The 14746-nt window shown below is 69.6% G+C and carries 13 protein-coding genes; 5 read left to right on the top strand and 8 right to left on the bottom strand.

The annotated features are described in order from the left end of the window. The first annotated feature begins 80 nt into the window (after nt 1-80). Complete coding sequence (locus tag ACIGXP_RS06875; protein ID WP_363216715.1) at nt 81-770, top strand: helix-turn-helix transcriptional regulator; 690 nt, start codon at nt 81-83, stop codon at nt 768-770. On the opposite strand, the gene ACIGXP_RS06870 is transcribed toward ACIGXP_RS06875, so the two are convergent. Continuing rightward, a complete protein-coding gene (locus ACIGXP_RS06870) occupies nt 767-1792 on the bottom strand; it encodes an ATP-dependent 6-phosphofructokinase (RefSeq protein WP_351250171.1) in 1026 nt (341 codons plus the stop codon). The genes ACIGXP_RS06875 and ACIGXP_RS06870 overlap by 4 nt on opposite strands. Nucleotides 1793-1972: 180 nt before the next feature. Here ACIGXP_RS06870 and pta point away from each other — a divergent pair, with 180 nt between their 5' ends. From pta to pyk, 3 genes are all read left to right on the top strand, one after another. Beyond that, nucleotides 1973-4048: a phosphate acetyltransferase gene (gene pta / locus ACIGXP_RS06865; RefSeq protein ID WP_399764767.1), complete on the top strand. Its 2076-nt coding sequence runs from the start codon at nt 1973-1975 to the stop codon at nt 4046-4048. Between the two features lie 20 nt (nt 4049-4068). Then, complete coding sequence (locus ACIGXP_RS06860; protein WP_363216717.1) at nt 4069-5277, top strand: acetate kinase; 1209 nt, start codon at nt 4069-4071, stop codon at nt 5275-5277. Nucleotides 5278-5361: 84 nt separating this feature from the next. Further along, complete coding sequence (gene pyk, locus ACIGXP_RS06855) at nt 5362-6789, top strand: pyruvate kinase (RefSeq protein ID WP_363216718.1); 1428 nt, start codon at nt 5362-5364, stop codon at nt 6787-6789. 98 nt (nt 6790-6887) lie between these two features. Here the strand turns inward: pyk and ACIGXP_RS06850 are convergent, their stop codons facing one another. From ACIGXP_RS06850 to ACIGXP_RS06835, 4 genes are all read right to left on the bottom strand, one after another. Next, nucleotides 6888-8288, bottom strand: coding sequence for a hypothetical protein (locus ACIGXP_RS06850; RefSeq protein WP_399764762.1), 1401 nt, complete (start codon nt 8286-8288; stop codon nt 6888-6890). Then, complete coding sequence (locus tag ACIGXP_RS06845) at nt 8278-8865, bottom strand: DUF6114 domain-containing protein (RefSeq protein ID WP_363216720.1); 588 nt, start codon at nt 8863-8865, stop codon at nt 8278-8280. Before ACIGXP_RS06845 ends, ACIGXP_RS06850 begins: the two co-directional genes overlap by 11 nt. A 117-nt stretch (nt 8866-8982) precedes the next feature. Beyond that, a complete protein-coding gene (locus tag ACIGXP_RS06840) occupies nt 8983-9630 on the bottom strand; it encodes a DUF6230 family protein (RefSeq protein ID WP_363216721.1) in 648 nt (215 codons plus the stop codon). A gap of 622 nt (nt 9631-10252) precedes the next feature. Further along, nucleotides 10253-11221: a tetratricopeptide repeat protein gene (locus ACIGXP_RS06835; RefSeq protein WP_363216722.1), complete on the bottom strand. Its 969-nt coding sequence runs from the start codon at nt 11219-11221 to the stop codon at nt 10253-10255. A 212-nt stretch (nt 11222-11433) separates the two neighbouring features. On the opposite strand from ACIGXP_RS06835, the gene ACIGXP_RS06830 reads away from it, so the two are divergent. Then, nucleotides 11434-12060 carry a TetR/AcrR family transcriptional regulator gene (locus tag ACIGXP_RS06830; protein WP_363216723.1) on the top strand — a complete coding sequence of 209 codons (627 nt, stop codon included), beginning with the start codon at nt 11434-11436 and terminating at the stop codon, nt 12058-12060. On the opposite strand, the gene ACIGXP_RS06825 is transcribed toward ACIGXP_RS06830, so the two are convergent. The 3 genes from ACIGXP_RS06825 to ACIGXP_RS06815 all read right to left on the bottom strand — a co-directional run bounded on the left by ACIGXP_RS06825 (nt 12057) and on the right by ACIGXP_RS06815 (nt 14743). Next, nucleotides 12057-13757, bottom strand: a complete 1701-nt coding sequence (locus ACIGXP_RS06825; protein WP_363216724.1) for a methylmalonyl-CoA mutase family protein — start codon at nt 13755-13757, stop codon at nt 12057-12059. The two genes, ACIGXP_RS06830 and ACIGXP_RS06825, sit on opposite strands and share 4 nt — an antisense overlap. A gap of 82 nt (nt 13758-13839) precedes the next feature. Then, complete coding sequence (locus ACIGXP_RS06820; RefSeq protein WP_363216725.1) at nt 13840-14178, bottom strand: DUF3817 domain-containing protein; 339 nt, start codon at nt 14176-14178, stop codon at nt 13840-13842. Between the two features lie 55 nt (nt 14179-14233). After that, on the bottom strand, nt 14234-14743 hold the full coding sequence (locus ACIGXP_RS06815) for a MarR family transcriptional regulator (protein ID WP_363216726.1): 510 nt from the start codon (nt 14741-14743) through the stop codon (nt 14234-14236). Nucleotides 14744-14746: the final 3 nt, after the last annotated feature.

Here is a 14746-nt window from a genome sequence, read left to right as displayed (position 1 = left end):
GAACTGTACATTCCCACAACCGGTGATCCTGTCGGAACGGACCGTAGCCATGGTGACAGCGGGCCCCTAGCTTGTGCGGGGTGCGCCAACCCTCAGCTCCCCCCTTCAACGCCCCGGCGGCCCGCCGGCTGCGCGCCGCGCTCGGCATGGGCCCCGAGCACGTCGCGTACGGCATGCGGGCCTCGTACGGGCTGCCGTACGTCACACCCGATCTCGTGATCGCCTGGGAACGCGGCATCGCCTCCCCGGGAAACGCCGAACTCACCGCCCTCGCAGGCGTCTTGTGGTGTTCCGCGGGCGAGCTGCTGGGCCGGCCGCAGAGCCTGCGCGAGCATCGCATCGCCCGTGCCGTCGCGCCCGAGGACGTCGCCCACGCCGTCGGCATGGACCTGCGCGGCTATCTGCGCATGGAGGAGAGCGGGCAGTGGCGCGGCAATGAGCGGCAGTCGGCGGCGCTGGCCGAGGTACTGGGTCTGGCCCTGCCCGACTTCGTCGCCGTCACCGGCCGTGAGGCCAAGCTCGCCGACCTGCTGCACAGCGCGGTCACCACCCGCTGGCAGGCCTATGTGCGGCCGGTGATGAAACTGGCGCCCCTGGACAAGGCGGTCGTGGAGGACGTGCTGCAGGAGCTGTACGACGACTACCAGGGGCACATGGCCGCCACCCTCAGCTGGGGCGGCGGCAGCAGGGGTGCCAGCGAGTCCGGCCGGGAGTTCCTCGACCGGATCGTGGAGAACTTCTGGAAGACCGTGGAGGACAAGAGCGCCTAGAAAACCGACTCGGCCTCGTCCATCCGGTCCTTCGGCACCGTCTTCAGTTCGGTGACCGCCTCCGCGAGCGGCACCATCACGATGTCGGTGCCGCGCAGCGCGGTCATCCTGCCGAACTGGCCGCGGTGCGCGGCCTCGACGGCGTGCCAGCCGAAGCGGGTGGCGAGGACACGGTCGTAGGCGGTGGGCACGCCGCCGCGCTGGACGTGGCCGAGGATGACCGGCTTGGCCTCCTTGCCGAGGCGCCGCTCCAGCTCGTACGCCAGCGCGGTGCCGATGCCCTGGAAGCGCTCATGGCCGTACTGGTCGATCTCGCCCTTGCCGTAGTCCATGGTGCCGTCGATGGGGTGGGCGCCCTCGGCGACGCAGATCACGGCGAACTTCTTGCCGCGGGAGAAGCGCTCCTCGACCATCTTGACCAGGTCGGCCGGGTCGAAGGGGCGCTCGGGCAGGCAGATGCCGTGGGCGCCGGCGGCCATGCCGGACTCCAGGGCGATCCAGCCGGCGTGCCGGCCCATGACCTCGACGACCATCACGCGCTGGTGGGACTCGGCCGTGGTCTTCAGGCGGTCCATGGCCTCCGTGGCCACGCCGACCGCGGTGTCGAAACCGAAGGTGCGGTCGGTGGAGGAGATGTCGTTGTCGATGGTCTTGGGGACGCCGACGACCGGCAGGCCCGCGTCGGAGAGCATCCGGGCCGCGGTCAGCGTGCCCTCGCCGCCGATCGGGATCAGCGCGTCGATGCCGAACTCCTCGACCATGTCGGCGGCGCCCTCGCAGGCCTCGCGCAGCCGGTCGCGCTCCAGCCGGGAGGAGCCGAGGATGGTGCCGCCGCGGGCCAGGATGCCGCTGACCGCGTCCAGGTCGAGGGTGCGGTAGTGCCGGTCGAGCAGACCTCGGTAGCCGTCCTCGAAGCCGATGACCTCGTCGCCGTACTGCGCCACCGCCCGGTGCACGACCGACCGGATCACGGCGTTCAGGCCGGGGCAGTCGCCGCCTGCGGTGAGAACTCCGATGCGCATCGTGCTGTGTCTCCTGCTCGCTGTCGGTGCCGGTGAGCCACTGTCGATTGTTTCACGTCCACCGGGGCGGTGAACCACTTGACGGGCGCCTTATCCGGGGCCAGGGGTATTGTCAAGAGGGTTCTGCTCACCTTGGTGGGCGATTTTTATGCCGACGACGATGAGGAACGGAGTGGACACGTGACGCGCAGCGTGTACGTGACCGGGATCGACCGCGGTGACGGCCGCCAGGTCGTGGAGCTGGGAGTCATGGAACTCCTGACCCGGCAGGTCGACCGGGTGGGCGTCTTCCGTCCGCTCGTGCACGACGGCCCGGATCGGCTGTTCGAGTTGCTGCGGTCGCGGTACCGCCTCTCGCAGGACCCGGCGACGGTCTACGGCATGGACTACCACGAGGCGTCCGCGCTCCAGGCCGAGCAGGGCACCGACGAACTGGTCTCGGCGCTGGTCGACCGCTTCCACCTGGTGGCCCGCGACTACGACGTCGTCCTCGTCCTCGGCACCGACTTCGCCGACACCCAGCTCCCGGACGAGCTGTCCCTGAACGCCCGGCTGGCCAACGAGTTCGGCGCCTCCGTGATCCCGGTCGTCGGCGGCCGCAAGCAGCCGGCCGAGTCGGTGCTGGCCGAGACGCGCAACGCCTACCGGGCCTACGACGGCCTCGGCTGCGACGTGCTGGCGATGGTCGCCAACCGGGTGGCCCGCGAGGACCGCGACGAGATCGCCGAGCGGCTCGCCACCCGGCTGCCGGTCCCCTGCTACGTCGTCCCCGACGAGCCCGCGCTGTCCGCGCCGACCGTCTCCCAGATCGCCCACGCCCTCGACGCCAAGGTGCTGCTCGGCGACGACTCCGGGCTCGCCCGGGACGCGCTGGACTTCGTCTTCGGCGGCGCCATGCTGCCCAACCTCCTCGGCGCCCTGACGCCGGGCTGCCTGGTCGTCACCCCGGGCGACCGCGCCGACCTGGTCGTCGGCTCGCTGGCCGCGCACAGCGCCGGCACCCCGCCGATAGCCGGCGTGCTGCTCACCCTGAACGAGGTGCCGCGCGACGAGATCCTCACCCTCGCCGCCCGCCTCGCCCCCGGCACCCCCGTGCTCTCCGTGACCGGCAACAGCTTCCCCACCGCCGAGCAGCTGTTCTCGCTGGAGGGCAAGCTGAACGCGGCCACCCCGCGCAAGGCGGAGCGGGCGCTCGGCCTCTTCGAGCGGTATGCCGACACCGCCGAGCTGGCCCGCCGGGTCTCGGCGCCGAGCAGCGACCGGGTCACCCCGATGATGTTCGAGCACAAGCTGCTGGAGCAGGCCCGCTCCGACAAGCGGCGGGTCGTGCTTCCCGAGGGCACCGAGGAGCGGGTGCTGCACGCGGCCGAGGTGCTGCTGCGCCGGGGCGTGTGCGACCTGACCCTGCTCGGCCCCGTCGACCAGATCCGCAAGAAGGCCGCCGACCTCGGCGTCGACCTCGGCGACACCCAGCTGATCGACCCGGCCACCTCGGAACTGCGCGACGCCTTCGCCGAGCAGTACGCCCAGATCCGGGCCCACAAGGGCGTCACCGTCGAGCTGGCCTACGACGTCGTCTCCGACGTGAATTACTTCGGCACGCTGATGGTGCAGGAGGGCCTGGCCGACGGCATGGTGTCGGGGTCCGTGCACTCCACGGCCGCCACCATCCGGCCCGCCTTCGAGATCATCAGGACCAAGCCCGACTCCTCGATCGTCTCCTCGGTGTTCTTCATGTGCCTGGCCGACAAGGTGCTGGTCTACGGCGACTGCGCGGTCAACCCGGACCCGAACGCCGAGCAGCTCGCGGACATCGCCGTCCAGTCGGCCGGTACGGCCGCCCAGTTCGGCGTGCAGCCCAGGATCGCGATGCTGTCGTACTCCACCGGTACGTCCGGCTCGGGCGCCGACGTCGACAAGGTGCGCGCGGCCACCGAGCTGGCCCGCTCCCGGCGGCCGGACCTGAAGATCGAGGGGCCGATCCAGTACGACGCGGCCGTGGAGCCGTCCGTCGCCGCGACCAAGCTGCCCGACTCCGATGTCGCCGGGCAGGCGACGGTTCTGATCTTCCCGGACCTCAATACGGGCAACAACACGTACAAGGCCGTGCAGCGTTCGGCCGGCGCGATCGCCGTCGGACCGGTCCTGCAGGGTCTGCGCAAGCCGGTCAACGACCTGTCCCGGGGCGCGCTCGTCCAGGACATCGTCAACACCGTCGCCATCACGGCGATCCAGGCCCAGACGCCCGCCAACTGAGCAGAGAGCATTTCCACACCGTGACCGCGACCCGCGTCCTCGTCCTCAACTCCGGCTCCTCGTCGGTGAAGTACCAGCTGCTCGACATGCGCGACCGCAGCCGGCTCGCCGTCGGACTGGTGGAGCGCATCGGCGAACAGACCTCCCGGCTCAAGCACACCTGCCTCACCTCCGGCGACACCCGCGAGCACAGCGGGCCGATCGCCGACCACGACGCCGCGCTCAAGGCGGTCGCCGAGGAGCTGAGCCGGGACGGCCTGGGCCTGGACTCGCCGGAACTGGCCGCCATCGGGCACCGGGTGGTGCACGGCGGCATGTTCTTCACCGAGCCGACCGTCGTCGACGACGAGGTGCTCGCCGAGATCGAGCGGCTGATCCCGGTCGCCCCGTTGCACAACCCGGCCAACCTCACCGGCATCCGCACCGCGCAGGCGCTGCGCCCCGACCTGCCCCAGGTCGCCGTCTTCGACACCGCGTTCCACACGACGATGCCCGAGTCGGCGGCGCGCTACGCGATCGACCCGAAGATCGCCGACCGCCACCGCATCCGCCGCTACGGCTTCCACGGCACCTCGCACGCGTATGTCGCGCGGGAGACGGCGCGGCTGCTGGGCAAGGACCCGTCCGAGGTCAACGTGATCGTGCTGCACCTGGGCAACGGCGCCTCCGCGTCGGCGGTGGAGCGGGGCCGGTGCGTGGACACCTCCATGGGGCTCACGCCTTTGGAGGGGCTCGTGATGGGTACGCGATCCGGTGATCTGGATCCGGCCGTCATCTTCCATTTGACCCGGGTTGGCGGAATGTCCATGGACGAGATCGACACTCTTCTCAACAAGAGGAGCGGTCTGTTCGGCCTGTGCGGGGACAACGACATGCGGGAGATCCGCCGCCGGATCGACGAGGGCGACGAAGAGGCCGCTCTCGCGTTCGACATTTACATTCACCGGCTCAAGAAGTACATCGGCGCCTATTACGCCGTTCTCGGCACGGTGGACGCGGTCGCGTTCACGGCCGGGGTCGGCGAGAACGCGGCGCCCGTGCGGGAAGCGGCGATCGCGGGCCTGGAGGGGCTGGGCCTGGCGGTCGACCCGGGGCGGAACGCGGTGCGCTCCGGCGAGCCGCGGCTGATCTCGCCGCAGGACGCGCGGGTGGCGGTGGCCGTGGTGCCGACGGATGAAGAACTGGAGATCGCGACGCAGACCTACGCACTGGTCGGAATGAACAACTGAATAGCACCTGAGCGGTGCGGCACTCATTTGTATCTTCCGCCAGACGGAATATTCCGTTGCGAAACAAACCGATAGGATCGCCCCATGCGCCGTTCGAAAATCGTCTGTACTCTCGGCCCCGCGGTCGACTCCCACGAGATGCTCGTCGCCATGATCGAGGCGGGCATGAATGTGGCCCGGTTCAACTTCAGCCACGGCTCCCACGCCGAGCACCAGGCGCGGTACGACCGCGTCCGGGCCGCGTCCAAGGAGACCGGCCGGCCCATCGGCGTCCTCGCCGACCTGCAGGGCCCCAAGATCCGTCTGGAGACCTTCGCCGAGGGTCCGGTCGAGCTCGAACGAGGTGACGAGTTCGTCATCACGACCGAGGACGTGCCGGGCGACAAGCACGTCTGCGGTACGACGTACAAGGGGCTGCCGGGCGACGTCTCGCGCGGCGACCAGGTCCTGATCAACGACGGCAACGTCGAGCTGAAGGTGCTGGACGTCGAGGGCCCCCGGGTCAAGACGATCGTCATCGAGGGCGGTGTGGTCTCCGACCACAAGGGCATCAATCTGCCCGGTGCGGCCGTCAACGTGCCCGCGCTGAGCGAGAAGGACGTCGAGGACCTGCGCTTCGCCCTCCGCATGGGCTGCGACATGGTCGCGCTGTCCTTCGTCCGGGACGCCAAGGACATCCACGACGTGCACCGCGTCATGGACGAGGAGGGCCGCCGGGTCCCGGTCATCGCCAAGGTGGAGAAGCCCCAGGCGGTGCAGAACATGGAGGACGTCGTCGCGGCGTTCGACGCCGTGATGGTGGCCCGCGGTGACCTCGCCGTCGAGTACCCGCTCGAAAAGGTCCCCATGGTGCAGAAGCGCCTGATCGAGCTGTGCCGGCGCAACGCCAAGCCGGTGATCGTGGCGACCCAGATGATGGAGTCGATGATCACCAACTCCCGTCCGACCCGCGCCGAGGCCTCCGACGTGGCCAACGCGATCCTGGACGGCGCCGACGCGGTCATGCTGAGCGCCGAGTCGTCGGTGGGCGCCTACCCGGTCGAGACGGTCAAGACCATGTCGAAGATCGTCACCGCGGCCGAGCAGGAGCTGCTCTCCAAGGGCCTGCAGCCGCTGGTGCCGGGCAAGAAGCCGCGCACCCAGGGCGGCTCGGTGGCCCGCGCGGCCTGCGAGATCGCCGACTTCCTCGGCGGCCGCGGCCTGATCGCGTTCACCCAGTCCGGTGACACCGCGCGCCGTCTGTCCCGCTACCGCGCGACCCAGCCGATCATCGCCTTCACCACGGACGAGGCCACCCGTAACCAGCTCACCCTGAGCTGGGGCGTGGAGTCGCACATCGTGCCGTTCGTGAACACCACGGACGAGATGGTCGACCTGGTGGACCAGGAGATCGCCCGTCTGGGCCGCTTCGACGCGGGCGACACGGTCATCATCACGGCCGGCTCGCCCCCCGGCGTCCCCGGCACCACCAACATGCTCCGCGTCCACCACCTGGGCACGCAGGGCAACTGACGGTCCCGGCAAGGGCCTTGCACGGCGCTGAGGGCGCCCCCTGGAATCAGGGGGCGCCCTCAGCTGTGTGCGGCTCCCGAACGGGCTTGCGGGACCGGTCAGTCGGTCGTGTACACATGCATGCCGGGCACATGCAGGTTGCCGCCGAACTGAGCGGCCTGGACCACCTTGACGTTGGTGAAGTAGATCAGCGGGAGGTTCAGCGGGGGCGGGCTGTCCGGCGTGAACTTCATCGGGATCAGGCCGAACAGGTTGCCCGAGATGCTCTCGGTGTACATCACGGTGTCGCCGCCCCGGATGGTGGACGTCGACCCCTTGGCAGCCTGCACGTGGTAGGTCTTGCCGGACAGCTTGTCCTTCACCGTCTGGTGCAGGTCGCCGATGTCCGTGCCGCCGGAGATGACGTACTTGAGCACCTTCTTGGTGGTGCCGGACGCCGTCTTCACCTCGACGATGCCCTTGTAGTCGGCGCCCTTCAGCAGGAGCGAGCTGGCGTCCAGGTACCAGGGGTCGTCGGCCACCGGCACCTTGTTGTCGACGCCGCTGACGTCGTCCGTGGCCTTGGGACAGTTCTCCGCCGAGGCGGAGTCGCTCGCGGACGGGCTCGGCGTGGCGGACCCCGCCGTGTCCTTGACCGTCCTGGTGGTGTCCCCGGCCGTCCTGGAGACCGTGTCGGTGGTCTTCTTCACCGTGTCCCCGGCCGTCTTGTCCACCGTGTCCCCGACCGTCTTGGTGGTCTTGGAGACGGTGTCACCGACGGTGTCGGAGACCTTGGAACCGGAGGACGACGCATCCGACGTGGACGAATCCGGCGTGGAGGGGTGCGAGGACGCGCTCGCCGACGGGGTCGCGGACGGCGTCGCGCTCGCGGCCGAGCTGCCGGAGTCCGTGCCGCCGGTGAGGATGCCGCCGAGCGTGTCGCCGATGGTGTCCAGCAGGCCGCCGCCGCTCTTGGAGGCCGACGGGGTGGGCGTGGCCGTGGCATCGCCGGAGGACGACGAGCCGGAGCCCGAGTCCGACCCGGAGGACGACGAGCCGGAGGAGCCGGAGGTCGCGGTCGGCTTGGGCGTGGCCTTGTCACCGGAACCTGAATCCGGCGAAGAGGACGTGCCCGAGTCGCCGGACTTCGTGTCCTTCGAGTCCTTGGCGTCGGCGCTCGCCGAGGGCGACGGGGTGGCCTTGTCACCGGACGCACTCTCCGAGGCGGAGGGCGAGGGCGACGACGAGGCGTCCTTGGAGTCGCCCAGCGCCTTGACGCAGTCCTGGTAGTCCGCCGCCTTCTGGCTGTTGGACGTACCGGCACTGTCCGCGAGGGCCAGCGAGGACGTGAAGCCCATGCCCATCAGCACCGCCGTCGGCATCGCCACGGAGGCGATCGCCTTCCCGGCCGGCATGTGGAACCTGGTGAACAGCGGCTTCCTGGGTGCCGCGTGGCGGGGCCCGGTTCTCGCGCGGGACCCGTCCACATCGGTCCCGCGGGTCACCTCGTCAGCCGGCACTGTGCCTCCCGTTCGCCCCGTTGGCCGGGCTCGTTCCTGACAGGTCGTTCTCCCCAGGTGCGGTGAAGCCCTGGTAGGGCACATCACCCAGCCCGTCCGTGCGCTGCTGGGGCAGCGGCGCGGTCTGCGGGTCCCCGCCCTCGCCCGGCGCCGCCTCGGCGGGCGGCTGCTGCTGCGGCGGGGCGCCCGGCGACCAGGCGATGGCCATCGCTCCGCCGGTCAGCGAGAACACGAAGCCGACGATGAAGCCGCCGATGTTGGACAGCGGGATGGACACCAGCGCCAGGAGAATCGCCGCGACACCCGCGAACACCCGGATGTGCCGCTGGAACCAGAGCGTGATGCCGAGGACGATGAGCAGCGCACCGATGATCAGGGAACTGGAGCCGCCGGGCGTCCCCATCGTCATCGTGAGATGGCCCAGCTGCAGGTGTGCGTAGGGAAAGTACAGGATGAGAAAGCCGCCGAGCATGACGAACAGTCCGGCCCAGAACGGACGGGTGCCCCGCCAGGCGCGGAACTGCAGCCTCCGGCGGGTGAACTGGCCGGGTGCGGCGGCAGAGGTCTCGGCGCTCATGGAAAACAGCTCCCTGGTGCGGCGTTGCTGTGGTGGTGATGTGAGCCGTGTGTGAAAACGCGGCCGGTGGCGGAACGGGCGGGGGCGCCGTTGGCTCCCCCGCCCGTCACCGAGCGCCTAGTAGCACTCGATTCCCTTGCCGTCGCCCTTGTGCAGCGACATGTGGAGACCACTGAGCTTGAACGTGCCGGCGGTGGTGGCCCACGCCGTCTGGCGCACGTTGGTCAGATCGGCCGAGTCGGCCTGCTGGGCGAAGCCGTACGGGTTGGCCTGCTCCCCGTTGCCCTTCATGCCCGGACCCTTGCTCGCGTCCTTGGCAGCCACACCGATGTCGATGTTGTTGAAGGTCGCGTCGGCGGCCAGGTCATCGACGTCGATGAAGAGGTTGTGAGCCTGAACCGCGTCATGACCCTTGCCGCCGGCCTCCAGCCGGAGGGTGACCGAACCGAAGAACGGCACATCCGGCGTGACCACGGACTGGCACATGTTCGTGATCGAGGCGTCCTTGAACGACGAGACGGCGACGGGGTGGGCCGTCTTCTTCCCGTCGAGCGTGTAGCCGCTGTCGATCGCGCCGTACTGGGCGAAACCCTCGCCGTGCAGGCTGTCAGCCGTCACCTTGAACTGCTGACCCGACACGCTGAACGAGGCAGCAAGAGCGCCCTGCGCGAGGGCGACACCTATGCATGCCGTGGCGGCAACGCTGGGCACCATGACCACAGCGAACCGCTTCCATCTGGTCCCGCCACGCACCTGGGACTCCATATTTCCTCCTTCTCGGACGTACATCTCCTGGCCCGGACTCGCCGCAGTCGGCGGCTCAGCCGGGCAGGGATGGGAGAAGTGCTACGTCCTCGGGAAGGAGAGCGCCCGCACTCGGAGGCGCGAACCGCACCCGAATCACCGGCGATCACCCCCGAGCGACAACCACTGGTCGCGCCTGACACGCATCACGCACAACCCTGCTGGACAGGCTTCGCCGGCCGGCGAAGACCCCCCTGCCCTGGACCCGGCGCCACTGCCGCCGGCCCTGCTCGGTGGGGACCCAGATTCTCCCGTCACCCGACCGGATGCCGGGGTACGGAAATGGACCGAGCGTCGCCGATCGTGGTGCATTCTCGCGCCGGGCACAAGGGGGTTCGTTACTGGCTAGTAACGGGCGGATAACCGGAGGACGACCGACCGGTCTCGAAGTGCGACTCTGGGTGGCATCCAGGGGCAGAGCAAAGCCGTTGATCCCTGGACGAAACCAGACAGACCAACGGCCTCGACTTACTCGGAGTAACAGATTGCGCGATTACCAAGATTTGGTAAAGCGCAGTCGCCCTGACGCCTCGTCGGCAAATCTTTCACCCCGGCATCACAAGCCGTGGTGTTTAGCAACTGGTCAGAACAGGGCGCGCGCGAGCGCTCTGCGTGCGCCCACCACGCGCGCGTCCTCGGGCCCCACGACCTCGAACAGCTCCAGCAGCCGACGCCGTACCGTGTCCCGGTCGTCACCGGCCGTGCGCTGCACGGTCTCGATCAGCCGGCCGAAGGCGTCCTCGACATGCCCGCCCACCAGGTCCAGGTCGGCGGCGGCGATCTGCGCGTCGACGTCCTTCGGCCTCTCGGCAGCCTCCTGACGGACCTTCTGCGGATCGAAGCCCTGCACCCGCTGCAGCAACTCGGCCTGCGCCAGGCCCAGTTTCGCCTCGGGGTGGGCCGGGTCGTCGGCCAGTACGTTCTTGTAGGCCTGGACGGCACCGGCCAGGTCACCGGCGTCCAGGGCCTGCGCGGCGGCGTTCAGCGAGGCGTCGTACGGACCCGCCTGCTCGACGGCCGCACCGCCGCCCGGCTGCGCGTCCGGGTCGACACTCAGGCCGGTGATGCCGAACCGCTGCTCGGCGACCTGCACCAGCTGGTCCAGGGTCTGCCGGATCTGCTGCTCGCCGGCCGCTCCCTGGAACAGCGGCAGCGCCTGTCCGGCCACAACGGCGAACACGGCCGGGATGCCCTGCACCCCGAACTGCTGCATCAGCATCTGGTTGGCGTCGACGTCGATCTTGGCGAGGAGGAAGCGCCCGTCGTACTCGACGGCCAGCCGCTCCAGGACCGGGCTCAGCTGCTTGCAGGGCTGGCACCACTCGGCCCAGAAGTCGATGACGACGGGCACCTCGGCGGAGCGCTGGAGGACATCGCTCTCAAAGCCCGCCTCATCGACGTCGATGACGAGATCGGCCGGGGAGACGGCCCCCGTGCCGCCCTGCCGGGCGGCCTCCGCGCGCGTCTGCTCGGCCTTGGCCTTGGCCTCCTGGGCCGCCTTCACCGCGGCGAGGTCGACGACGCCGCTCATGGACATGTTCCGTGGCTGCATGCGTCTATCCTCCCCCGTTACCGCGTCGGAATGAAAAAGCAGTGGGTGCGGGCGCCGGGTCCCCACCCCACGCCGCATGAATCGCCGCTCGTGTACGTCCCTCACGAGCTTTCGCTACGAGTCGTAGCGTAATGCCATGCAGGGGCCGCGCGACACCACACCCCGGTGATCTCCCTCACGACCGCACAGTTCCCGCCGGTTATGGTCAAGGGATGCAGAGCCGCACTCCCGCCAGCCGAACCGGTCGTCCGCGCAGCGCCGCCGCGGACACCGCGATCCTGGCCGCGACCAGGGATGCGCTGGTGGAACTGGGCTGGTCCAAGCTCACCCTGGGAGACGTGGCGACGCGTGCCGGCGTCGCGAAGACGACGCTGTACCGCCGCTGGGCCGGCAAGCCGGAGCTGGTGTGCGACGCCGTGGCGGAGCTGTTCGACGAACTGGAACTCCCCGACCGCGGCAGCCTCGCGGCCGACATCGAGGGCGTGGTTCTGCAGTTCGCGGCGATCCTGGCCCGCCCGGAGGCGAAGAGCGGCCTGATGGCGGTGGTCGCCGAGTCCACCCGCGACGACGCCCTGCGCGAGCGCATCCGCGCCTCCATCGTGGAGCGTCAGATGCGGCTGGTTCTGGAGGGCCGCGCACGGGCCCAGCAGCGGGGCGAACTCCCCCCGGAACCCGACCCGGAGGAGTCCGCCCGCACGGTCGACCTGATCTTCGACATGGTCGCGGGCGCAGTGGTCCACCGCACCCTGGTGAGCGGCAAGCCGGCCGACGAGGAGTGGGTACGCGGTTTCACGCGCGTACTGCTGCTGGGCCTGGCTTCTGAGCCGACCGGGTCCTAGAAGCCGGCCGGCTCGGTGTACACCCCCCACTCGTCCCGCAGCACACCGCAGATCTCCCCCAGCGTGGCCTCGGCCCGCACGGCGTCCAGCATCGGCTCGATCATGTTGTCCCCGGACCGCGCCGCACCCAGCATGGCCTCCAGCGCGGAGCGCACCGCGGACTCGTCCCGCGCCGTCTTCCGCTCGGAGAGCACCCGCACCTGCTCCCGCTCCACCTCATGGCTGACCCGCAGGATCTCCAGGTCCCCGGTGACGGACCCGGTGTGCACATTGACGCCTACGACCCTCTTGTCGCCCTTCTCCAGCGCCTGCTGGTACCGGAAGGCGGACTCGGCGATCTCGCCGGTGAACCAGCCGTCCTCGATCCCGCGCAGGATCCCGGAGGTGATCGGCCCGATCGGGTGCCGCCCGTCCGGGTGGGCCCGAAGCCCCCGCTCCTTGATCTGCTCGAAGATCTTCTCCGCGTCGGCCTCGATCCGGTCCGTCAGCTGCTCGACGTACCAGGAACCGCCCAGCGGGTCGGCCACGTTGCCGACCCCGGTCTCCTCCATCAGCACCTGCTGCGTGCGCAGCGCGATCTCCGCCGCCTGCTCGGAGGGCAGGGCGAGCGTCTCGTCCAGCGCGTTGGTGTGCAGCGAGTTGGTCCCGCCGAGCACGGCGGCCAGCGCCTCCACGGCCGTACGGACCACGTTGTTGTACGGCTGCTGCGCGGTCAGCGAGACCCCGGCGGTCTGCGTGTGGAACCGCAGCCACTGGGCCTTGTCGCTCTTCGCGCCGTACACGTCCCGCATCCAGCGCGCCCAGATGCGGCGCGCGGCCCGGAACTTGGCGATCTCCTCGAAGAAGTCGACGTGCGCGTCGAAGAAGAAGGAGAGTCCCGGCGCGAACACATCCACGTCGAGACCCCGGCTGAGCCCCAGCTCCACGTACCCGAAGCCGTCGGCCAGCGTGTACGCCAGCTCCTGTGCGGCCGTCGCGCCCGCCTCGCGGATGTGGTAGCCGGAGACGGACAGCGGCTTGTAGGCGGGGATGCCGGCGGCGCAGTACTCCATCAGGTCGCCGATGAGGCGCAGATGCGGTTCGGGCTGGAAGAGCCACTCCTTCTGCGCGATGTACTCCTTGAAGATGTCCGTCTGGAGGGTCCCGTTGAGCACTCCCGGATCCACGCCCTGCCGCTCGGCGGCGACCAGGTACATGCAGAAGACGGGCACGGCCGGACCGCTGATGGTCATGGACGTCGTCACATCGCCCAGCGGGATGTCCTTGAACAGGACCTCCATGTCTGCGGCCGAGTCGATGGCGACGCCGCAGTGCCCGACCTCGCCGAGCGAGCGGGGGTCGTCGGAGTCGCGGCCCATCAGCGTCGGCATGTCGAAGGCGACGGACAGTCCCCCACCACCGGCGGCGAGGATCATCTTGTACCGCTCGTTGGTCTGCTCGGCGTTGCCGAACCCGGCGAACTGCCGGATCGTCCAGGTACGCCCGCGGTAGCCGGTCGGATGGAGGCCGCGGGTGAAGGGGTACTCCCCGGGCCAGCCGATCCGCTCGAATCCCTCGTACGTGTCGCCCGGTCGGGGCCCGTACACCGGCTCCACGGGGTCGCCGGAGAGCGTGGTGAAGTCAGCGTCGCGCTTGCGCGCGGCGTCGTAGCGGGCCTGCCAGCGCCGGCGGCCCTCCTCGATGGCGTGAGCGTCCATGCCTTCGAATTTACTTGGACGTCCTAGTAAATGTCGATGGCTGACCGCCGCACGACGCTCGTACGGCGGTGGAGCGGGGAGCTCAGGCCTCGGCGACGGCCGGGGCCTGGCCGGCGACCTTGGCCTCCAGCTCGCGGCTGATCTTCCGCTCGACGATGAAGGCGGCGGTGGGGATGGTCCCCGCGAGCAGCACCCACAGCTGCTTGCCGACGGGCCACTTCGCCTTCGAACCCAGGTCGAAGGCGAAGACCAGGTAGATCACGTACAGCCAGCCATGGGCGATGGCGACGACCCGGGTGAAGTCCGCGGCGCCGTCGATGTGGAGCCCGTACTTCGCGATCATGCTCAGGCACAGCAGCACCAGCAGGACACCGGTGGTGTAGGCCATGACGCGGTAGCGGGTCAGCACGCTCTTTTTCATGAAGTCGAGCGTAACCACCCGTTCCGGGAGATCTTTCCCGGGGTCGGCCGAGGGGTCACTCCTCGTCGAAGTCGTGTGCCGCGATGCGCAGCGGCCGGAGCAGCGCGAAGATCTCCGCGCACTCCTCCGCGTCGTACACGCCGAGCCCGAAGTCCATGGCCATGAGGTCGCGGGTGGCCGCGTCGACCACCTCGCGGCCCTTGTCGGTGATGACGGCGAGGGTGCCGCGCCCGTCGTTGGGATTGGGCCGCTTGGCCACCAGCCCGGACCTCACCAGCCGGTCGACGGTGTTCGTGACGGACGTCGGATGCACCATCAGCCGCTCGCCGATCTTGGACATGGGCAGCTCACCGGCCTTGGAGAAGGTGAGCAGCACCAGCGCCTCGTACCGCGCGAACGTCAGTCCGTACGGCTTGACCACCGCGTCCACCTCGGCGAGCAGGATCTGCTGGGCCCGCATGATCGAGGTGATCGCGGCCATGGACGGCACGTTTCCCCAACGCTGCTTCCAGAGCTCGTCGGCGCGGGCGATGGGGTCGAAGGGGAGGCTGAGAGGCTTGGGCACGTC

This window comes from Streptomyces sp. NPDC053069, from assembly GCF_044546895.1.
Classification (GTDB): domain Bacteria; phylum Actinomycetota; class Actinomycetes; order Streptomycetales; family Streptomycetaceae; genus Streptomyces.
The sequence above is the reverse complement of the archived record's forward strand: the minus strand, read 5'-3'. Positions and strand labels throughout refer to the sequence as shown.

Bases quoted from the DNA above. Each gene is read 5' to 3' on its own strand.
- ACIGXP_RS06870 (WP_351250171.1), bottom strand. From the start codon at position 1,792: ATGCGCATCGGAGTTCTCACCGCAGGCGGCGACTGCCCCGGCCTGAAC.
- pyk (WP_363216718.1), top strand. From the start codon at position 5,362: ATGCGCCGTTCGAAAATCGTCTGTACTCTCGGCCCCGCGGTCGACTCC.
- ACIGXP_RS06845 (WP_363216720.1), bottom strand. From the start codon at position 8,865: ATGAGCGCCGAGACCTCTGCCGCCGCACCCGGCCAGTTCACCCGCCGG.
- ACIGXP_RS06840 (WP_363216721.1), bottom strand. From the start codon at position 9,630: ATGGAGTCCCAGGTGCGTGGCGGGACCAGATGGAAGCGGTTCGCTGTG.
- ACIGXP_RS06835 (WP_363216722.1), bottom strand. From the start codon at position 11,221: ATGCAGCCACGGAACATGTCCATGAGCGGCGTCGTCGACCTCGCCGCG.
- ACIGXP_RS06830 (WP_363216723.1), top strand. From the start codon at position 11,434: ATGCAGAGCCGCACTCCCGCCAGCCGAACCGGTCGTCCGCGCAGCGCC.
- ACIGXP_RS06825 (WP_363216724.1), bottom strand. From the start codon at position 13,757: ATGGACGCTCACGCCATCGAGGAGGGCCGCCGGCGCTGGCAGGCCCGC.
- ACIGXP_RS06820 (WP_363216725.1), bottom strand. From the start codon at position 14,178: ATGAAAAAGAGCGTGCTGACCCGCTACCGCGTCATGGCCTACACCACC.